Source organism: Massilia phyllostachyos (assembly GCF_021044825.1).
GTDB classification, from domain to species: domain Bacteria; phylum Pseudomonadota; class Gammaproteobacteria; order Burkholderiales; family Burkholderiaceae_D; genus Telluria; species Telluria phyllostachyos.
Genome location: NZ_JAJNOC010000001.1, coordinates 1,020,166 through 1,039,900, shown reverse-complemented (window position 1 = coordinate 1,039,900; position 19,735 = coordinate 1,020,166). Strand labels below are relative to the sequence as shown.

Sequence of the window (19,735 nt, the reverse complement as noted above, 5' to 3'; positions counted from 1 at the left end):
CAGGATGCAGCATCGACGCCGTGGCCCCGCCGCGGCAGCAACGAATACCCTTAGAGAAAACACCTATGTCCGATACGAACCAGAAAAGCGCCGAGCAGAACAAGACCCCGAAGGGTGCGAAGAAGCCTGAAAGCAAATACCCGGTCAACATGACCGACACCCCCTTCCCGATGCGCGGCGACCTCGCCAAGCGCGAGCCGGGCTGGGTCAAGCAGTGGCAGGACAAGAAGATCTACCAGCGCATCCGCAAGGCGGCGGCCGGCCGTCCTAAGTTCATCCTGCACGACGGTCCGCCGTATGCGAACGGCGACATCCACCTGGGCCACGCCGTGAACAAGATTCTGAAGGACATGGTCGTGAAATCGCGCACCATGGCCGGTTTCGACGCGCCCTATGTGCCTGGCTGGGATTGCCACGGCATGCCGATCGAGATCCAGATCGAAAAACTGTACGGCAAGAACCTGCCGACCGCCGAGGTGCTGCAGAAAGCCCGCGCCTACGCGCTCGAGCAGATCGACCGCCAGCGCGCGGGCTTCATCCGCCTGGGCGTGCTGGGCGAATGGGAAAATCCCTACATGACCATGGCCTACGGTAACGAGGCCGACGAACTGCGCGCGCTCGGCAAGCTGCTGGACAAGGGCTACGTCTACCGCGGCCTGAAACCCGTAAACTGGTGCTTCGACTGCGGCTCGGCCCTGGCCGAGGCGGAAGTCGAATACCAGGACAAGCGCGACCCGGCGATCGACGTCGGCTTCCCCTTCGCCGAACCGGAAAAGGTCGCCCAAGCCTTCGGCCTGGACAAGCTGCCGACCGCCAACGGCTTCATCGTGATCTGGACCACCACCCCGTGGACCATCCCGTCGAACCAGGCGCTCAACGCGAACCCGGAAGTGACATACGCGCTGGTGCAAACCGAGCGCGATGGCGCGCCCCTGCTCCTGATCATGGCGCAGGACCTGGTCGAATCGACCCTGCAGCGCTACAAGCTCGACGGCACGGTCATCGCCACCACCCTGGGCGCGAAGCTGGACGGCATGCGCTTCAAGCACCCGCTGCACGCGCAGGACCCGTTCTACGACCGCACGTCGCCGGTCTACCTGGCCGACTACGTCACCGTCGACAGCGGCACCGGCGTGGTCCACTCGGCGCCGGCCTATGGCCAGGAAGACTTCCAGTCCTGCAAGGCGCACGGCATGCGGGACGACGAGATCCTGACTCCGGTGATGGGCGACGGCCGCTTCGCGCCCTCGCTGCCGCTGTTCGGCGGCATGACCATCTGGGAAGCGAGCAAGCCGATCTGCGACGCCCTGCGCGCAGCGGGCGCCCTGTTCGAACTCAAGATGTTCGACCACAGCTACATGCACTGCTGGCGCCACAAGACCCCGATCGTCTACCGCGCCACCAACCAGTGGTTCGCCGGCATGGACATCACGCCGAAGGACGGCGGCCCGACCCTGCGCGAAACCGCGCTGGCCGGCATCGAGCAGACCCGCTTCTTCCCAGACTGGGGCCAGGCGCGCCTGCACGGCATGATCGAGAACCGTCCGGACTGGACCCTGTCGCGCCAGCGCCAGTGGGGCGTGCCGATGGCCTTCTTCATCCACAAGGAAACCGGCGCGCTGCACCCGCGCACCCCGGAACTGCTGGAGCAGGTCGCCAAGCTCATCGAAGCGAACGGCATCGAAGCCTGGCAGCAGCTCGACCCGGCGACCCTGCTGGGCGAGGACGCCGCGGTCTACGAGAAGAACAAGGACACGCTCGACGTGTGGTTCGATTCCGGCGCCACCCACCAGACCGTGCTGCGCGGCTCGCACAAGGAGCAATCCGCCTTCCCGGCCGACCTCTACCTGGAAGGCTCGGACCAGCACCGCGGCTGGTTCCACTCCTCGCTCCTGACCTCGTCGATGCTGAACGGCCGTCCGCCCTATAAAGCGCTGCTGACCCACGGCTTCACCGTCGACGAGAACGGCAAGAAGATGTCGAAGTCGCTCGGCAACACGATGGCGCCGCAAAAGATCTCGGACACCCTCGGCGCCGACATCCTGCGCCTGTGGGTGGCCTCGACCGACTACACGGGCGAGCTGTCGATCGGCGAAGAGATCCTCAAGCGCGTGACCGAATCCTACCGCCGCATCCGCAACACGCTGCGCTTCCTGCTGGCCAACACCTCGGACTTCGATCCGGGCAAGCACGCCGTGCCGGTCGCCGAGCTGTTCGAGATCGATCGCTACGCGATCGCCGCGATGGATCAGCTGCAGCAGGACATCGCCGGCCACTTCGAGCGCTACGAGTTCCACCCGGTGGTATCGCGCCTGCAGAACTACTGCTCGGAAGACCTGGGCGGTTTCTACCTCGACATCCTGAAGGACCGCCTGTACACCACCGGCGTGGATTCGCAGGCGCGCCGCTCGGCCCAGACCGCGCTGTGGCACATCGCGCACAGCCTGCTGCGCGTGATGGCGCCGATCCTTACCTTCACCGCCGAGGAAGCCTGGGCCGTGTTCGCGGGCCAGCAAGCCTTCGCGGACAGCGACGAGACCATTTTCACCCAGACGCTGTGGACCTTCCCGCAGATCCCGGATGCCGAAGCGCTGCTGGCCAAGTACGCGGCCCTGCGCGAGGTACGCGCCGACGTCACCAAGCAGCTGGAAGAAGTGCGCGCCTCGGGCGCGATCGGCTCCTCGCTGCAGGCGGAGCTGGCGATCATGGCGGCGGGCGAGAAGTACGGCCTGCTGGCGAGCCTGGACGACGACCTGAAGTTCGTCTTCATCACCTCGCAAGCCAGCGTCGAGCAGGTCGGCGACGCGGCGAACGAGGCGGTGACCGTGACCCCGTCGACGGCGGACAAGTGCGAGCGCTGCTGGCACTACCGCCGCGACGTCGGCCACGATCCGGCGCATCCGGGCCTGTGCGGCCGCTGCACCAGCAACCTGTTCGGCAGCGGCGAAGCGCGCCGTTTCGCTTGAGCTCACGCTTTCACCGCCATGCCGGATGCGGCATGGCGGCCACCTCCTCCTGAGGCACCATGGCCACCAACACCAAAAAAGCTTCCCCGGGCGCCAAGCCCGTCTACAAGAGTTCCGCCAGCCTGCTGCCGTGGTTCGGCCTGGCGCTGATCTTCGTGCTGCTCGACCAGATCACCAAGATCACCGTCGAGTGCACCTTCGCCTATGCCGAGACGCTGCCGATCACCGGCTTCTTCAACCTGATCAAGGTCTACAACCCGGGCGCGGCGTTCAGCTTCCTGGGCGACGCCAGCGGCTGGCAGCGCTACTTCTTCCTCGCGATCGCGCTGGCGGCGGTCGGCTTCTGCCTCTACATGATGAAGAAGAACGCCAGCCAGCGCCTGTTCTGCTTCGCCCTGGCCCTGATCATGGCGGGCGCGATCGGCAACGGCATCGACCGCGTGATCCACGGCCACGTGATCGACTTCCTCGATTTCTACTGGACCGGCATCGGCCACTTCCCGGCCTTTAATATCGCCGACATCGCCATCTCGGTGGGCGCCTTCCTGTTCGTCGTCGACGAACTGCGGCGCGTGAACAAATCCTGACGACTGCTGGAGGAAGCATGGACCTCAAGGGCAAGAACATCGTCCTCGGCCTGACCGGGGGCGTGGCCTGCTACAAGGCGGCGGAACTGTGCCGCGCCCTGGTCAAGAAGGGCGCGAAGGTGCAGGTGGTGATGAGCGAAGCGGCCACCCACTTCATCGGCACGGTCACCATGCAGGCCTTGTCCGGCCAGCCGGTCTACACCGACCAATGGGATGCGCGCATGGCCAACAACATGGCCCACATCGACCTCACGCGCGATGCCGACGCCATCCTGATCGCGCCCTGCTCGGCCGACTTCATGCGCAAGCTCGCCCACGGCGCCGCCGACGACCTGCTGTCGACCCTGTGCGTGGCGCGCCCGCGCCGGGTGCCGCTGCACGTCGCGCCGGCGATGAACGTCGAGATGTGGGAGAACCCGGCGACCCAGCGCAACGTGAAACAGCTGCAGGAAGACGGCATTTGCCTGTTCGGCCCCGCGGCCGGCTCGCAGGCCTGCGGCGAAACCGGGCTGGGGCGCATGCTGGAAGCGGACGAACTGGTCGAGGAACTGGTCGCCTCCTTCCAGCACAAGGTGCTGGCGGGACGGCGCGTCCTGATCACGGCCGGGCCGACGTTCGAACCGATCGACCCGGTGCGCGGCATCACCAATCTCTCGTCCGGCAAGATGGGCTACGCGGTGGCGCGCGCCGCGCGCGAAGCGGGCGCCGAGGTCACGCTGGTGTCCGGCCCCACCGCCCTGGCCACCCCGCACGGCGTGCGCCGCATCGACGTGCTCACCGCCCAGCAGATGCACGACGTGGTCATGGCCGGCATCGAAGGCCAGCACATCTTCATCGGCGTGGCCGCCGTGGCCGACTGGCGCGTGGCGAACACCAGCGACCAGAAGATCAAGAAACTTGATAACGGCGGCGCGCCGCAGCTGGAATTCGTGCAGAACGCCGACATCCTGGCCACGGTCGCCGCCACCACCACCCTGTCGGGCTGGCCCTACTGCGTCGGCTTCGCCGCCGAGTCCGAGAACCTGATGGCCTACGGCGCGGCCAAGCGCGAGAAAAAAGGCATCCCCCTGTTGGTCGGCAATATCGGCCCGCAGACCTTCGGGCAGGATGAAAACACCATCATCCTGTTCGACGAGACCGGCCACACCGTGCTGGAACGCGCCGACAAGCTGACCCTGGCGCGCCAGCTGGTCTCGGAAATCGCGAAGCGCCTGGAACGGCGTTCGCTGCTGACTTAAGAAAGCCATGAAACAGATCGACCTGAAAATCCTCGACCCGCGCATGCAGGCGTTGCTGCCGGCCTACGGCACCCCCGGCAGCGCCGGCCTCGACCTGCGCGCCTGCATCGACGCGCCCCTCACCATCGAGCCGGGCCAGACCGTGCTGGTGCCGACCGGCCTGGCGATCCACATCGGCGATCCGGGCTATGCGGCCATGATCCTGCCGCGCAGTGGGCTCGGCCACAAGAACGGCATCGTTCTCGGCAATCTGGTAGGCTTGATCGACTCCGACTACCAGGGCCAGCTCATGGTCTCCACCTGGAACCGCAGCCACGCGACCTTCACGCTGCAGCCGATGGACCGGCTGGCCCAGCTCGTGATCGTGCCGGTCCTGCAGGTGGGCTTCAACGTGGTCGAGGAGTTCGCATCGAGCGAACGGGGCGCCGGAGGGTTCGGCAGCACCGGCAAACAATAACAACACCATCCAGGAGGAACATGAGCCGTATTCATTTGCGCCGGGCCGTATTCGGCATTGCCACCGCCGTCCTGCTCTCGGCCTGCGCCACGCAAGGCCCGATGCAGCCGAGCGCCCCGCTCCCGCCGGGCCAGGTAGCGCCGGAGGCGCCGCAAGTGACGCCCGAAATGACGGCGGCCGCCGAAACGCTTACCCGCATGGCGGCGCTGCAGGACCGCCTGTACAAGGTGTCCGCGCCCCTCCTGATCGACAACGCCGAGCTGTGCACGCGCCACGCGCGCAACCTGCTCGGCTTCACCGCCAAGAACCGCTACACCTACCCGGGCGCCTTCAACGACGCCGCCCACGCCGTGCTCGGCATGGGCGAACGCCTGCAGGTCACCAACGTCCTGAACGGCAGCGGCGCCGCCAAGGCCGGCCTGCGCCAGGGCGACGAACTGGTGGCCGCCGCCGGCACCCCGCTGCCGACCGGCCCCGACGCGCTGGCCAAGGTCGGCGCCGTGTTCGGCCCGATCGTGACCAAGCAGGCTTCGCTGCCGCTGACCATCGCGCGCGGTGGCAAGGAACGCGACCTCACGGTGCCGGTCACCCGCGCCTGCGCCTTCGCGATCGAACTCGGCAACGCCGACAACGTCAACGCCTACGCCGACGGCGGCCGCATCATGGTCACGCGCGGCATGATGGGCTTTGTCCAGAACGACGACGAGCTGGCCTACGTGGTGGCCCACACCATGGCGCACAATATGCTCGGCCACGCCGCCAGCCAGCGCAACGCCGCCACCATCGGCAGCATCATCGACAACCTGACCCGCATTGCGCCGGACACCTCGATGCTGATCGGCAGCGGCGGCATCAAGGCCATGCCGGCCAACCTCGACATCACGGCCGACCGCCTCGCGATCTACCTGCTGGCGCGGGCCGACTACCGGATCGAGGGCGCAAGCGCGTTCTGGAAGCGGTTCGCGGCGACGTATCCGGCGACGGTACTGAATAGCCACTCGGCGAATCATCCGGCGCTGGCGCAGCGGACGGCGACGATCGACAAGGCAGTGGCGGAAGTCAAGGCCAGGAAGTCGTCCAACAAGCCGCTGACGCCTTGATGTCCGCATCGGTGGACGCTTGCGCCGTCCACCGTGCGGTCCGACGTCATGGCCGCGTTTTTTGTATGATTGTCCATCTCCGGCAACAACGCACCTCTCCATGGACAGCATCGACCTCGACGTATTGAAGACCTGCGACGCCTGGCTCAGCGCCGGCCGCCGCTGCCAGCTGGTCACGGTCATCAAGACCTGGGGCTCCAGCCCGCGCCCGATCGGCGCCACGCTCGGCGTCTGCGAGGACGGCGCCGTGGTCGGCTCGGTCTCGGGCGGCTGCATCGAGGACGACCTGATCGCGCGCGTGCGCGCTGGCGGCGTCGCGCTGGCGCTGCCCGAGGTCGTCAGCTACGGCATCAGCGCCGACGAGGCGCACCGCTTCGGCCTTCCCTGCGGCGGCACCATCGAACTGTCGATCGAACCGCTGACCGGGGACAGCCGCATCCGCGAACTGCTGGAGCGCCTGGCGTCCGGCGAACTGGTCGAGCGCCGCGTGCTGCTTGCCAGCGGGGCGGTGACGCTCTCCTCTGCTTCAGCGGGCGCCGTCGTGAGCGTCGAGGACGGCGTCCTCACCACCGTGCACGGCCCGCGCTGGCGCCTGTTCATCATCGGCGCCGGACCGCTGTCGCGCTTCCTGGCCCAGGTGGCGAGCGGCATGGATTACCGCGTGGTCGTGTGCGACCCGCGCGAGGAATACCGCAGCGGCTGGAACCTGCCCGGCGTCGAGCTGGTGCACACGATGCCGGACGACCTCGTGATCGAAGCGCGGCTGGACGCGCGCAGCGCCGTGGTGGCGCTGACCCACGACCCCAAGCTGGACGACCTGGCGCTGATGGAAGCGCTGAAGTCCGACGCCTTCTACGTCGGCGCGATCGGCTCGCGCCTGAACAATGAAAAACGCCGCGAACGCCTGAAGCTGTTCGACCTGGACGAGACACACTTGGCGCGCCTGCATGGCCCGATCGGCATCTACATCGGCAGCAAGACCCCGAGCGAGATCGCGATCTCGATCATGGCCGAGATGACGGCGGTGAAGAACGGCGTGCCGCAGCACCTGCTGGTGCCGCACGCCGCGGCGCCGCAGCCGGCCGTCAGCGCCGCCTGCGCGGTCCTCGCCGCCTGAGCAATTCCAAAGCAATTCCAAGGCAAGATTCGGATAGCCCGGCGCAAGCCGCGCTATCATGCTTGTCTTTTTGGCTTCAAGCCGTTCCATGAATACCGTGAATATGCTGCGCCTCGTGGCGCTGGCCGCCATCTGGGGCGGCTCCTTCCTTTTCATGCGCATCGCCGCGCCTGTGCTCGGGCCCGCCGTGCTGATCGAATACCGGGTGCTGTTCGCGGCCCTGTTCCTGCTTGGCGTGGCCTGGGTCATGGCGCGCCGCGGCAAGGGCGCGCCGCTCGACCTGCGCGCCAACTGGAAGCATTACCTGATGCTGGGCTTCTTCAACTCGGCCCTGCCCTTCCTGCTGTTCGCCTTTGCCGCGCGCACGCTGTCGGCCTCGGTGCTGTCGGTGCTGAACGCCACCGCCCCCATGTTCGGCGCGCTGGTCGGCGCCGTGTGGGCGCGCCAGAAGGTGTCCGCACGCGCGGCGCTCGGTCTGGTGCTGGGCACCGTGGGCGTGAGCCTGCTGGTGGGCTTCGACCACGTCTCGGAGCGCCCCGGCGCGGCCATCGCGATCGCGGCGGCCCTGATCGCCGCCTTCAGCTACAGCGTCGCCAGCCAGTACGCGAAGTCGGCCAGGGCGGTGGCGCCCTTCGCCAACGCGCACGGTTCGATGTGGGCCGCCACCCTCTGCGTGATCCCGGCGCTGGCCTTCTTCCCGTCGCCGGGCCAGCCGACGGCGGGCATCTGGGCCGCGGTGCTGGCGCTGGGCGTGCTCTGCAGCGGCATCGCCTACATCCTCTACTTCAAGCTGATCGAGGAAGTCGGCACCACCTCGGCGCTGACGGTGACGTTCCTGAACCCGATGTTCGGCATCCTGTGGGGCGCGATCTTCCTGCACGAGGTGATCGGCTGGCATACGCTGGCCGGCTCGGCCATCGTTCTGGTCGGGACCGCGCTGGTGACCGGCTTCGTGCCCGCCTTCCTGCGCCCGCCTGCCGCGGCGCAGGGCAAGTGATGCGCGGCGAACTGCGCCTGGCGCTGCCGGCCGGCTACCGGGTCCGGGACGTGCTGGCCTTCCACAGCCGCGACGCCGAAGGGCTGGCGGAACAGGTGAGCGCGTCCGGCCTGCGCAAGGGCGTGCTGCTCGATGGCGTGCCGGTCGTGCTCGAGGTGGCCTTCGGGGAGGATGAGGCGCGCTGCACGGTGGATGCCGACGGCGCATCGACGGACGCGCTGCCCGGGCGCGCGCGCGAGGCCCTGCTCAACATCCTCGGCCTGCGCATCGATCCGGCCGCCTTCGCCGACTTCGTGCGTGACGATCCGGTGCTCGGCCCGGTCGTGGCGCGCCAGCCCGGCCTGCGCATCGTGCAGTCGGCAACCATCTTCGAAGCGCTGACCTGGGCCATCATCGGGCAGCAGATCAACCTGCCCTTCGCGATTTCCCTGCGCCGCACCTTGATCGGGCTGGCCGGACGGCCGCATCCGAGCGGCCTGTGGTGCTATCCGGAAGCACCGGACGTCGCGCGCCTCGCGCTGGAAGACCTGACCTCCCGCAAGTTCTCGCGGGCGAAAGCCGAGACCTTGCTGCGCTTCGCGCATCTGGTCGTCGACGGCAAGGTCGTGCTCGACCGCACGCGTTCACTGGGTGAAGTCGTGGAGGAACTGCTGGCCATCAAGGGCATCGGCCCCTGGACCGTGAATTACGCCCTGCTGCGCGGCTATGGCTATCCGGACTGTTCGCTGCAGGGCGACGTGGCGGTGCGCACCGCCTTCCACCGCCTGCTGGGCGGGCCGGAACGTCCCGGCATCGCGGCCACCGAACAACTCTTGCTGCGCTACGCGCCGCACCGCACGATGGCGGCCGCCTACCTGTGGGCCAGCTTGATCGACCCACCGGCCTGACCGCCTGGCTGTTTCAAGCGGACAGGCCCTTCTGCAGCAGTTCCGCTACCAGCTGGTTCAGCTCGATGTCCTGCTCCTTGCTGCGCTGGTGCAGTTGCTGCACCAGATCGCCGTTGAGCTTGACCGCGAACGGCACCAGCCCCAGCGCGCGCTCGCGTTCGCGCTGTTCGCGGCGATCCAGCGGCGCGGCCTTGGCCGCAGCACCGAAGGCGGCATTTTTCGCGCTCATCTGGTTCATCAGTTTCTTGGCGTCGCTCTTCGCCAGATCGGTTTTCTTCATTGCTGGTCCTCGGTTCGTGAAGCCCGGATTCTAACCGCGCCAGTGCAGTCACGCCCGACAATTCTTCCAGCGTATTCAATTCCAGCGCGGCAAGTCATCGAATTGCTGCGCGCCCTCCCCTGAAAACCGGATCAGCTCTGGCAAGGGCACCGTGGCCAGGTTGTCCCGGCCATAGTGCCCGCCGAGCGCGCTCGGGATCCTGAGGCAGTACTTGCGGTCATCTGTCAGCGGTCCCAAGGTCAGCTCCGCCAGCTTGACGACTTCCGGCATATACCAGTCGTTCAGGAAATCCTGGTCATAGGCCAGCGCGTCGAAGGCCGCGCGGCTGTCGGCCACCGGCTCGCAGCACAGGTCTTGCGGCCTCAGCCGCCAGAAACGGCCTTCGTCGTCGCGGATGATGAGGTTGCCAAATGCATTCGCCCCGAGGACCTCGACCGCGTTCAAACCGGACCAGCCCCAGGCCTCGTTGATGTCGTCTACGTTGATCATGGTTGTCCTTGTGCTTTGCCGACGCATGTTGGACCAGGCTGGACGGACAAGATTGCAGGCGGACGCATCGGGTTTGCGCTGCGTCGAGCGCGTTGCCGGGAAGCGAGAAAAGAGGGCAGCAACGAAAAAGCCGCTGACTCTTGCGAATCAACGGCTTCGAATTTGGTTGCGGGGACAGGATTTGAACCTGTGACCTTCGGGTTATGAGCCCGACGAGCTGCCAGACTGCTCCACCCCGCGTCTGATGGAATGAATTATACGCCGAAACAGTGCTTTAGGCAAATCCAATGCTCCCGAGGTGTGCGATTGCAGCACGGTATGGCTCATCCATGTCGTCCCGGGAGGGCGGCGCCGACGGCATGGCGGCCCCGATTCAGTGTAAAGTAAGCACAATCTCAACCTGCCGCTGACCTATGAAATTCTGTTCCGAGTGCGCCCATCCCGTCGCCCTGGCGATTCCCGAAGGCGACAACCGGCCGCGCTACGTCTGCCCGCACTGCCACACCATCCATTACCAGAACCCGAAGCTGGTGATCGGCTCGATTCCCGTGTGGGAACAGGACGGCAAGCTGCAGATCCTGCTGTGCAAGCGCGCGATCGAGCCGCGCTACGGCTACTGGACCCTGCCGGCCGGCTTCATGGAGAACGAAGAGACCACCGAACAGGCGGCCGTGCGCGAGACCGAGGAAGAGGCCGGCGCCAACGTCGAACTCGGCATGCTGTTCACGCTGCTCAACGTCGCCCACGTGCACCAGGTCCACCTGTTCTATCTGGCGCGCCTGCGCGACCTGGACTTCGCCCCGGGCGAGGAAAGCCTGGAAGTGGCGCTCTACACGCAGGACGAGATCCCTTGGGACGAGCTCGCCTTCCCCACCGTGCGCACCACCCTGGAACTCTTCTTCGCGGACCGCGTCAAAGTGCGCGAAGGCGGCAGCTATGGATTCCACAGCCGCGACATCGTGCGCCCGATGCTGGCGCCGCGCGAACCCGACTGATCCACGAGGGCCGCATGATCCCCTGGCTCGAGCCGACATCGCCGTTCCCCGACGTATCCGAAGCGCTGACGATGGATGCGCCCGGCCTGCTGGCCGCCGGCGCCGACCTGTCGCCGCAGCGCCTGCTGCTGGCCTACCAGAACGGCATCTTCCCCTGGTTCTCCGAGGGCCAGCCCATCCTGTGGTGGAGCACCGACCCGCGCATGGTCCTGCATACGGAACACTTCAAGGTCAGCGACAGCCTCAAGAAGACCCTGCGCAAGGTCGAGCGCAGCCGGACTGAAGGCGGGCCGTGGAACGTGCGCTTCGACAGCGCCTTCGAGGACGTGATGCGCGCCTGCGCCGCCCCGCGCAAGGACGGGCCCGGCACCTGGATCTCGGAAGACATCATCGACGGCTACACCGGCCTGCACGCGATGGGCTATGCCCACTCGTCCGAAGTCTGGCTGGACGGCGAACTGGTCGGCGGCGCCTATGGCGTCTGCATCGGCCGCATGTTCTACGGCGAATCGATGTTCGCACGCGCCACCGACGCCTCGAAGGTCGCGCTGGCCTACCTGGTGTCCTTCCTGCGCGGACACGGCGTGAAAATGATCGATTGCCAGCAGGAGACCGGCCACCTGGCCTCATTGGGGGCCGCCCCGATCCCGCGCAGCGCCTTCCTCGCGCATCTGCGCGAAGCGATCCGCGAACCGGCGATTACCCGCTGGGAAGTCGCGCCACCGTTGAACGGCTAACGGTGCGCGGGGGCGATTTCGTTAGAATAGGTCCATCACGTCGTCTCGAGAGCTTTTTGCATGACGCACCTTAATGACCTGCCCTTCGCCACGCTGCAGTTCTACACCACCGCGCCCTACCCGTGCAGCTACCTCGACGCACGCCAGGCCCGCTCGCAGGTGGCGACGCCTTCGCACCTCATCAATGCCGACGTGTATTCCGAACTGGTGCGCAACGGTTTCCGCCGCAGCGGCATCTTCACCTATCGCCCCTACTGCGACGGCTGCCAGGCCTGCATCCCGGTGCGCGTCAAATGCGAGGATTTCACGCCCAACCGCACCCAGCGCCGCGCCTGGAAGCGCCACGGCGACCTGGTCGCGATGGTGGCCAACCTGGCCTTCTCGGACGAGCACTACGCCCTCTACCTGCGCTACCAGACCACGCGCCACGTCGGCGGCGGCATGGACCAGGACAGCCGCGACCAGTATGCCCAGTTCCTGCTGCAGAGCCGCGTGAACACGCGCCTGGTCGAGTTCCGCGAGCCGGACGGCACCTTGCGCATGGTCTCCATCATCGACGTGCTGTCGGACGGCCTGTCCTCCGTGTACACCTTCTTCGACCCCGACGTCGAAGGCGCCTCCTTCGGCACCTACAACGTGATGTGGCAGGTGAACCAGGCGCGCGAACTGGGCCTGAGCTACGTGTATCTGGGCTACTGGATCGAGCAGAGCCCGAAGATGGCCTACAAGATCAACTTCCGGCCGCTGGAAGCGCGCATCGGCGGACGCTGGGGCGTACTGGAGCGCTGAGTTCCCACACGGGTAGAATGGCGGGAGTCCCCATTACGAGTCTCCCATGTCCGACAAGCTCCTGTACTCCCTCGCCCGCCCGCTGCTGTTCTCGCTCGACGCCGAAAAAGCCCACAATCTCGCCCTGCCGATGCTGCGCCGCGCCGCCGCGCTCGGCCTCACGAACCTGTCGCCGAAGCCCGCGCCGGACCCGCGCACCGTCATGGGCATCACCTTCCCGAACCCGGTCGGCCTGGCCGCGGGCCTGGACAAGGATGGCGCCTACATCGACGGCCTGGCCTCGCTCGGCTTCGGCTCGATCGAGATCGGCACCGTGACCCCGCGCCCGCAAGGCGGCAACCCGAAGCCGCGCATCTTCCGCCTGCCGCAGGCGCAGGGCATCATCAACCGCATGGGCTTCAACAACGGCGGCGTCGACGCCTTCGTCGCCAACGTGCAGGCGTCCCGCTTCTACCAGGACAAGCAGGGTGTGCTCGGCCTGAACATCGGCAAGAATGCCGACACCCCGATCGAACGCGCGGCCGACGATTACCTGCACTGCCTGCGCAAGGTGTATCCATACGCGAGCTACGTCACCGTCAACATCTCCTCGCCGAACACCAAGAACCTGCGCCAGCTGCAGGGCGAATCGGAACTGGACGCCCTGCTCTCGCAACTGAAGCAAGAGCAGCTGCGCCTGGCCGACCAGCACAAGCGCTACGTGCCGGTGGCGCTGAAGATCGCACCGGACATCGACGGTGACCAGGTGCGCAACATCGCGGGCGCCCTGCTGCGCCACAAGATCGACGGCGTGATCGCCACCAACACGACATTGAGCCGCAGCGCCGTGCAGGGCATGCGGCACGGCGAGGAAGCCGGCGGCCTGTCGGGGGCGCCCGTGTTCGAGCTGTCGAACACGGTGATCCGTTTATTGAAGGCCGAGCTGGGCGAGGCGCTGCCCATCATCGGCGTGGGCGGCATCATGCGCGGCGAGGACGCGCGCGCCAAGATCGCCGCCGGCGCCCAGCTGGTGCAGCTCTACACCGGCTTCATCTACGCCGGGCCGGCGCTGGTGCGCGACTGCGCCGCGGCATTGCGCCGATAATGCCGGTTCGTCAGGAGAACCCCGCATGGAACGCAAGCAGCTTGGAATGACCGACCTGGTGGTGTCGAAGGTAGCCCTCGGCACCATGACCTTCGGCGAACAGAACACGGAAAGCGAGGCGCACAGCCAGCTCGATTACGCGCTCGAGCGCGGCATCAACTTCATCGACACCGCCGAGATGTACCCGGTGATGGCGCGCGCGGATACGCAGGGCTCGACCGAGCGCTACATCGGCAGCTGGCTCAAGAAGACCGGCCGCCGCAGCGACGTGATCCTGGCCACCAAGATCGCCGGGCCGAACGTCAACATGCCGTGGATCCGCGGCGCCAACCACTGCCTCGATGCGACCAACATCCGCGCCGCCGTGGAGGACAGCCTGCGCCGCCTGCATACCGACTACATCGACCTGTACCAGATCCACTGGCCGAGCCGGAACCTGCCGATCTTCGGGGCCAACAGCTTCAATCCGCAGGCCGAACGGCCGGCCGTGCCGATCGAGGAAACGCTTGGCGCGTTGAACGAGATGGTGCAGGCGGGGACCATCCGCTATGTCGGCGTGTCGAACGAGAGCGCGTGGGGGGTGTGCGAGTACATCAAGCAGGCGGAGATGCAGGGGTTGCCGCGGATTGCGACCGTGCAGAATCTGTATAACCTCACGGCGCGTGGTTTTGAAACCAGCTTGATGGATGAGGCCTGCTATCGTGAAGGCGTCAGCCTGCTGGCGTATAGTCCGCTGGCGTTCGGGCAGCTCACGGCGAAGTACCTGGATGATCCGCAGGCGCGTGGCAGGCTGACGGTCTTTCCTCAGAACTGGAGTCCGCGCTATGTGCGGCCTTCGGTGCTGGCGGCCACGGCCGAGTATGCGGCGCTGGCGCGGGCGCATGGAATGAAGCCGGCGCAGATGGCGCTGGCGTGGTGTTATTCGCGGTGGTTCGTGGGGTCGACCATTATTGGAGCGACGAATCTCGAGCAGCTGAAGGAGAACATCGATGCGGCGGACGTCGTGCTCTCAAGCGAGGTGATGGCGGGGATTGATGGGATTCATGCGAAGTACACGAATCCAGGACAGTAGGCGCTAACGGTATTCACGCAAAATTGGATCCCGGCCTTCGCCGGGAGTCATGGGCGCCAGTGGCGCGCATGACGTGCTGACGGTGCGTGGCAAAAATTTACCGTGAGCTGCTTGTCGCAAAACCGTCGTTCCGGCGAAGGCCGGAACAATGCCACTGGCATTGTTCCGCCCAAGTTCGCACCGCAGTCACGAACGTTATTCAGCCGCCTGTAACGCCTTCTCGATATCCGACCGCGTATACCCCTGAGCAAACCGCTCGATGAAGTGATACGCATACGCCCGCAAATACGACCCTTTACGCACGGCGAGCCGCGTCACATTCGGCGCAAACAGATGCGACGCCTCGATCGCCCGCATCCCCTTGTCGCGCCCATGGTCGAAGGCCATCGACGCCACGATCCCCACGCCCATCCCCAGCGCCACGTACTGCTTGATCACGTCCGAATCCATCGCCGTTAAAACGATGTCCGGCGCCAGCCCCGCTTCGCGGAACGCCGCATCGATATGGCTGCGCCCCGTGAAGCCGACGTCGTAGGTGATGAGCGGATACTCGGCCAGGTCCTCCAGCCGCAACGGCGTACCGGAAGAGAAAATCGGATGCCCTTCCGGCGCCACCACCAGGTGGCTCCAGCGGTAGCAGGGGAAGGACACCAGGTCCGGAAACGCCGACAAGCCTTCGGTCGCAATGCCGATATCGGCCTTGCCCGACAAAACCCATTCCGCGATGTGTTCCGGGGCGCTCTGCTGCAGGGCGATGCGCACTTCCGGGTAAGCGTGGCGGAAGGCCTGCACCACCTGCGGCAGCGCGTAGCGCGCCTGGGTGTGGGTGACGGCCACGGTCAGGGTGCCGCTGTCCTGGGCCGCGAATTCGGCGCTGGCCTGCTGCAGGTTCTCGGCCTCGACCAGCAGGCGCTCGACGATCTTGAGGATGCCCTTGCCCGGCGGCGTGAGACCAGTCAGGCGTTTGCCGTTGCGCTCGAAGATGACCACCCCGAGCTCTTCCTCGAGCTCGCGGATCTGGCGCGACACGCCGGGCTGCGAAGTGAACAGCGCATTGGCCACCTCGGTCAGGTTGAAATCGCGCCTTGCGGCTTCGCGCACGGAGCGCAGCTGCTGGAAGTTCATATGCCTTCTCCTGCATCGACGAACACTTCGATCCGGCGCGGCTTGACCACCAGGGTGTCGCCTTCGCGGAAACCGTGGCGGGCGAACAGTTCGTTCGGCATCACCGCCTCGATCAGCTGCTGGTTGTCGGCGCGCTCGAGGTCGAGCTGGGCCAGCGGGCCGATCGCGTGGGCGCGGCGCAGCTTGGCGACCACGCCTTCGGCGCCCGGCGTATAGCGCTCGACGTCGAGATCATGCGGTCGCACGTAGCCGATGCCCTGGCCGTCGCGCGCACCGGCCGCCTGCAACTTCACGTCGCCGCTCGCCAGCACACCCTCGTGCACGCGGCCGTGGAACAGGTTGACGTTGCCGAGGAAGCCGTAGACGAAAGGTGAAGCCGGCTGGTTGTACACGGCGTCCGGCGTGCCGAGCTGCTCGACGCGGCCCTTGTTCATCAGGACCACCTGGTCGGCCACTTCCAGCGCTTCTTCCTGGTCGTGGGTGACGAAGATCGAGGTCACGTGCAGCTCGTCGTGCAGGCGGCGCAGCCAGCGGCGCAGCTCCTTGCGCACCTTGGCGTCCAGCGCGCCGAAGGGTTCGTCGAGCAGCAGCACGCGCGGCTCCACGGCCAGCGCGCGCGCCAGGGCGATGCGCTGGCGCTGGCCGCCCGAGAGCTGCGGCGGATAGCGGTCGGCGATCCAGTCGAGCTGCACCAGTTCGAGCAGCTTCCTGACCTTGTCGCGGATCTGCTGTTCCGACGGACGCTCCTTGCGCGGTTTCACGCGCAGGCCGAAGGCGACGTTCTCGAACACCGTCATGTGCTTGAACAACGCGTAGTGCTGGAACACGAAGCCGACCTGGCGCTCGCGCACGTGGCGGTGCGAGGCGTCTTCGCCGTCGAGCAGCACCGCGCCCGCATCGGGGTGTTCCAGACCCGCGATCACGCGCAGCAGGGTGGTCTTGCCGCAGCCGGAAGGCCCCAGCAAGGCGGTCAGCTGGCCGTCGGGGAATTTCAGGGAAACGTCGTCGAGCGCGGTGAACTGGCCGAACTGTTTGCGGATGTGCTGGACTTCGATGGTCATGCTGCTTGCTCCAGATTGCGTGCGTCCGTGGTCTTCGCCTGATGCAGGCGCCATTCGACAAAACTCTTCACCGCCAGCGTCACCAGCGCCAGCAGCGCCAGCAGCGACGCCACGGCGAAGGCGGCCGTGAAGTTGTATTCGTTGTAGAGGATCTCGACGTGCAGCGGCATCGTGTTGGTCTCGCCGCGGATGTGGCCCGACACCACCGAGACGGCGCCGAACTCGCCCATCGCGCGGGCATTGCACAGGATGACGCCGTACAGCAGGCCCCATTTGATGTTCGGGATCGTCACCCGCCAGAAGGTCGACCAGCCCGAGGCGCCCAGCACCAGCGCGGCCTCTTCCTCTTCCGTCCCCTGCTGCTGCATCAGCGGAATCAGCTCGCGCGCCACGAACGGGAAGGTGATGAACACGGTGGCCAGCACGATGCCCGGCACCGCGAACAGGATCTTGATGTCGTGTTCGAGCAGCCAGTCGCCGAACCAGCCCTGGCTACCGAACAGCAGCACGTAGATCAGGCCCGCGATCACCGGCGAGACCGAGAACGGCAGGTCGATCAGGGTCAGCAGGATGCTCTTGCCCCGGAATTCGAACTTGGCGATGGCCCAGGCGGCGGCCACCCCGAACACCAGGTTCAGCGGCACCGAGATGCCGGCCGCGATGAGGGTGAGCTTGATGGCCGAGACGGCGTCCGGGTCGCGGATCGATTCGAGGTAGACGTCCCAGCCTTTTTTCAGCGCCTCGGTGAAGACCGCGGCCAGCGGCACGAACAGGAACAGGGTCAGGAAGGCCAGCGCGACCGTGATGAGGGCGTAGCGCACCCAGCCCGGTTCCAGCGTATTGGTCTTCGGCCGGCCCTTGGCCGCGGCGGCCGTTGGCGCCGCCTTGATGTTGTCGAGGACTGCGCTCATTTTTTTCCTGCCCGCTTGCGTGTCCAGGCCTGCAGCAGATTAATCGTCAGCAGCAGGATGAAGGAGATGACCAGCATGACCACCGCGATCGCCGTGGCGCCGGCGTAGTCGTACTGTTCGAGTTTGGTGATGATGAAGAGCGGCGTGATCTCGGACACCATCGGCAGGTTGCCGGCGATGAAGATGACGGAACCGTATTCGCCGGTGGCGCGCGCAAAGGCCAGTGCGAAGCCGGTCAGCAGCGCCGGCACGATCGAGGGCAGCACCACGCGGATGAAGGTCTGCAGCGGCGAGGCGCCCAGGCTGGCGGCGGCTTCTTCCAGCTCGCGCTCGGCCTCTTCCAGCACCGGCTGCACCGTGCGCACGACGAAGGGCAGGCCGATGAAGGTCAGCGCGATCAGCACGCCCAGCGGGGTGAACGCGACCTTGATGCCGACCTTGGCCAGTTGCTCGCCGATCAGGCCGTTGTGCGAATACAGGGCGGTGAGCGTGATGCCGGCCACCGCGGTCGGCAGCGCGAACGGCAGGTCGACCAGGGCGTCGATGAAGCGCTTGCCGGGAAAGGTATAGCGCACCAGCACCCAGGCGACGATGCCGCCGAAGATCACGTTGATGAAGGCGGCCAGCAGCGAGGCGCCGAAGGTGAGCCGGTAGGAGGCGACCACGCGCTCGGAGGTGACGGCCGACCAGAAGGCGTCCCAGCTCATCGTGAAGGTATTGAGAAACACCGCCGACAGCGGGATCAGGACGATCAGCGCCAGGTAGAACAGCGTGAAGCCGAGCGAGATGCCGAAGCCGGGAATCACCCGGCCCGGCGATTTCCGCTGCGGCAAGGCAAGCGAGGTCATGGAGGCCCTTATTACAAATTCTTCTAACGGGCTACCATAATCTCACGCCGAACTTATATTACAAACGACGCAATCCTTATTTGCATAGACAGTTCCGCTATTAGTTCTCAGAACACCAGCTTGGCTGCGACGCCGGTCAGGGTCATTGCCAGCAAGGCGCGCAGCACGCGCTCCGGCACCTTGCGCGCGGCCATCGCGCCGAGGGTGATGCCGGGCACCGAGCCGATGAGCAGGGTCAGCAGCAGCATCCAGTCGATCGAGCCCAGCCACCAGTGGCCGACCGCCGCGATGGCGGTCAGCGGCACGGCGTAGGCGATGTCGGTGCCGGCGACCTCGGCCGGCGTCAGACGCGGATACAGCAGGACCAGCAGGGTCGCGCCGATCGCGCCCGCGCCGATCGACGACACGGTGACCAGCACGCCCAGCACCGCGCCGCTGACGATGGTCGCAGCGGCCAGCGCCCTGCCCTGCAGCTGGCGTTCGGGGTGGGTGTTGATCCAGGCCAGCATGCGCGCGCGGAACAGCAGCGCCACCACGGTCAGCATCACGGAGACGGCGATCGAGTAGCGGATGACTTCGCCGATGTGCCGGTCAAGCGTGCCGAAGTGGTTCAGCGCCAGGGTCGCCAGCAGCGCGGCCGGCAAGGCGCCCAGGCACAGGCGGCCGACGATCGGCCACTGCACGGTGCGGTTGAAACGGTGGGTGATGGTGCCAACGCCCTTGGTGATCGAGGCGAAAGCCAGGTCGGTGCCGACCGCGACGGAAGGAGACACGCCGAACAGCAGGGTCAACAGTGGCGTCATGAGCGAACCGCCGCCGACGCCGGTCATGCCGACCAGCAGCCCTACTGCGAAACCTGCGATGATATACGTTGTCGACATTCAGATACCCTTATGCTGAGCCACAGCGTAAGGGTACTCGCTGGCGAAGCCAACAACAGGATTCTTATTTGCTTATGCGTAGAGGGTGTGAAAAAACGGCGATGGCAAGGCGCC

20 protein-coding genes and 1 tRNA gene are annotated in these 19,735 nt (G+C 66.3%); 13 read left to right on the top strand and 8 right to left on the bottom strand.

All coding sequences use genetic code 11. From position 1 onward, the window contains the following. The first annotated feature begins 65 nt into the window (after nucleotides 1-65). The 8 genes from ileS to LQ564_RS04470 all read left to right on the top strand — a co-directional run bounded on the left by ileS (nucleotide 66) and on the right by LQ564_RS04470 (nucleotide 9,349). Nucleotides 66-2,966 carry an isoleucine--tRNA ligase gene (gene ileS / locus LQ564_RS04505; protein ID WP_231056871.1) on the top strand — a complete coding sequence of 967 codons (2,901 nt, stop codon included), beginning with the start codon at nucleotides 66-68 and terminating at the stop codon, nucleotides 2,964-2,966. A 59-nt stretch (nucleotides 2,967-3,025) separates the two neighbouring features. Then, nucleotides 3,026-3,553, top strand: coding sequence for a signal peptidase II (lspA, locus tag LQ564_RS04500; protein WP_231056870.1), 528 nt, complete (start codon nucleotides 3,026-3,028; stop codon nucleotides 3,551-3,553). A 17-nt stretch (nucleotides 3,554-3,570) separates the two neighbouring features. Next, entirely contained in the window at nucleotides 3,571-4,791 is a 1,221-nt protein-coding gene (gene coaBC, locus LQ564_RS04495; RefSeq protein WP_231056869.1) for a bifunctional phosphopantothenoylcysteine decarboxylase/phosphopantothenate--cysteine ligase CoaBC, read from the top strand. A 7-nt stretch (nucleotides 4,792-4,798) separates the two neighbouring features. Then, the gene (gene dut, locus LQ564_RS04490; protein WP_231056868.1) at nucleotides 4,799-5,248 is read left to right on the top strand and encodes a dUTP diphosphatase; all 450 of its coding nucleotides are present in this window, start codon (nucleotides 4,799-4,801) and stop codon (nucleotides 5,246-5,248) included. A 20-nt stretch (nucleotides 5,249-5,268) separates the two neighbouring features. Then, the gene (locus LQ564_RS04485; protein ID WP_231056867.1) at nucleotides 5,269-6,348 is read left to right on the top strand and encodes a M48 family metallopeptidase; all 1,080 of its coding nucleotides are present in this window, start codon (nucleotides 5,269-5,271) and stop codon (nucleotides 6,346-6,348) included. Between the two features lie 100 nt (nucleotides 6,349-6,448). Next, nucleotides 6,449-7,465, top strand: coding sequence for an XdhC family protein (locus LQ564_RS04480; RefSeq protein ID WP_231056866.1), 1,017 nt, complete (start codon nucleotides 6,449-6,451; stop codon nucleotides 7,463-7,465). An 88-nt stretch (nucleotides 7,466-7,553) separates the two neighbouring features. Continuing rightward, complete coding sequence (locus LQ564_RS04475; RefSeq protein WP_231056865.1) at nucleotides 7,554-8,462, top strand: DMT family transporter; 909 nt, start codon at nucleotides 7,554-7,556, stop codon at nucleotides 8,460-8,462. After that, on the top strand, nucleotides 8,462-9,349 hold the full coding sequence (locus LQ564_RS04470; protein ID WP_231056864.1) for a DNA-3-methyladenine glycosylase family protein: 888 nt from the start codon (nucleotides 8,462-8,464) through the stop codon (nucleotides 9,347-9,349). The genes LQ564_RS04475 and LQ564_RS04470 overlap by 1 nt, the downstream gene beginning before the upstream one ends. A 13-nt stretch (nucleotides 9,350-9,362) precedes the next feature. On the opposite strand, the gene LQ564_RS04465 is transcribed toward LQ564_RS04470, so the two are convergent. The 3 genes from LQ564_RS04465 to LQ564_RS04455 all read right to left on the bottom strand — a co-directional run bounded on the left by LQ564_RS04465 (nucleotide 9,363) and on the right by LQ564_RS04455 (nucleotide 10,358). Then, a complete protein-coding gene (locus LQ564_RS04465; RefSeq protein ID WP_231056863.1) occupies nucleotides 9,363-9,629 on the bottom strand; it encodes a hypothetical protein in 267 nt (88 codons plus the stop codon). Nucleotides 9,630-9,704: 75 nt separating this feature from the next. Then, nucleotides 9,705-10,118: a T6SS immunity protein Tdi1 domain-containing protein gene (locus LQ564_RS04460; RefSeq protein WP_231056862.1), complete on the bottom strand. Its 414-nt coding sequence runs from the start codon at nucleotides 10,116-10,118 to the stop codon at nucleotides 9,705-9,707. Nucleotides 10,119-10,281: 163 nt separating this feature from the next. After that, nucleotides 10,282-10,358 (bottom strand) — tRNA-Met (locus LQ564_RS04455). A 173-nt stretch (nucleotides 10,359-10,531) separates the two neighbouring features. On the opposite strand from LQ564_RS04455, the gene LQ564_RS04450 reads away from it, so the two are divergent. Genes LQ564_RS04450 through LQ564_RS04430 form a run of 5 tightly spaced genes read left to right on the top strand, consistent with a single transcriptional unit; the run spans nucleotide 10,532 to nucleotide 14,795 of the window. Beyond that, nucleotides 10,532-11,113, top strand: a complete 582-nt coding sequence (locus tag LQ564_RS04450; protein ID WP_231056861.1) for an NUDIX hydrolase — start codon at nucleotides 10,532-10,534, stop codon at nucleotides 11,111-11,113. A 14-nt stretch (nucleotides 11,114-11,127) separates the two neighbouring features. Further along, nucleotides 11,128-11,850, top strand: coding sequence for a leucyl/phenylalanyl-tRNA--protein transferase (gene aat / locus LQ564_RS04445; RefSeq protein WP_231056860.1), 723 nt, complete (start codon nucleotides 11,128-11,130; stop codon nucleotides 11,848-11,850). Nucleotides 11,851-11,910: 60 nt separating this feature from the next. Next, nucleotides 11,911-12,639 carry an arginyltransferase gene (locus LQ564_RS04440; RefSeq protein ID WP_231056859.1) on the top strand — a complete coding sequence of 243 codons (729 nt, stop codon included), beginning with the start codon at nucleotides 11,911-11,913 and terminating at the stop codon, nucleotides 12,637-12,639. A 46-nt stretch (nucleotides 12,640-12,685) separates the two neighbouring features. Next, entirely contained in the window at nucleotides 12,686-13,723 is a 1,038-nt protein-coding gene (locus LQ564_RS04435) for a quinone-dependent dihydroorotate dehydrogenase (protein ID WP_231056858.1), read from the top strand. Between the two features lie 25 nt (nucleotides 13,724-13,748). Beyond that, nucleotides 13,749-14,795, top strand: a complete 1,047-nt coding sequence (locus LQ564_RS04430; RefSeq protein ID WP_231056857.1) for an aldo/keto reductase — start codon at nucleotides 13,749-13,751, stop codon at nucleotides 14,793-14,795. Between the two features lie 195 nt (nucleotides 14,796-14,990). Here the strand turns inward: LQ564_RS04430 and LQ564_RS04425 are convergent, their stop codons facing one another. The 5 genes from LQ564_RS04425 to LQ564_RS04405 form a co-directional block, all read right to left on the bottom strand. Then, a complete protein-coding gene (locus tag LQ564_RS04425) occupies nucleotides 14,991-15,920 on the bottom strand; it encodes a CysB family HTH-type transcriptional regulator (RefSeq protein WP_231056856.1) in 930 nt (309 codons plus the stop codon). Next, nucleotides 15,917-16,981: a sulfate/molybdate ABC transporter ATP-binding protein gene (locus tag LQ564_RS04420; RefSeq protein WP_231056855.1), complete on the bottom strand. Its 1,065-nt coding sequence runs from the start codon at nucleotides 16,979-16,981 to the stop codon at nucleotides 15,917-15,919. Before LQ564_RS04420 ends, LQ564_RS04425 begins: the two co-directional genes overlap by 4 nt. Then, a complete protein-coding gene (gene cysW / locus LQ564_RS04415; protein WP_231056854.1) occupies nucleotides 16,978-17,892 on the bottom strand; it encodes a sulfate ABC transporter permease subunit CysW in 915 nt (304 codons plus the stop codon). The genes LQ564_RS04420 and cysW overlap by 4 nt, the downstream gene beginning before the upstream one ends. Further along, nucleotides 17,889-18,740: a sulfate ABC transporter permease subunit CysT gene (cysT, locus tag LQ564_RS04410; RefSeq protein ID WP_231056853.1), complete on the bottom strand. Its 852-nt coding sequence runs from the start codon at nucleotides 18,738-18,740 to the stop codon at nucleotides 17,889-17,891. Before cysT ends, cysW begins: the two co-directional genes overlap by 4 nt. Nucleotides 18,741-18,847: 107 nt before the next feature. Further along, on the bottom strand, nucleotides 18,848-19,621 hold the full coding sequence (locus LQ564_RS04405; RefSeq protein WP_231056852.1) for a sulfite exporter TauE/SafE family protein: 774 nt from the start codon (nucleotides 19,619-19,621) through the stop codon (nucleotides 18,848-18,850). Nucleotides 19,622-19,735: the final 114 nt, after the last annotated feature.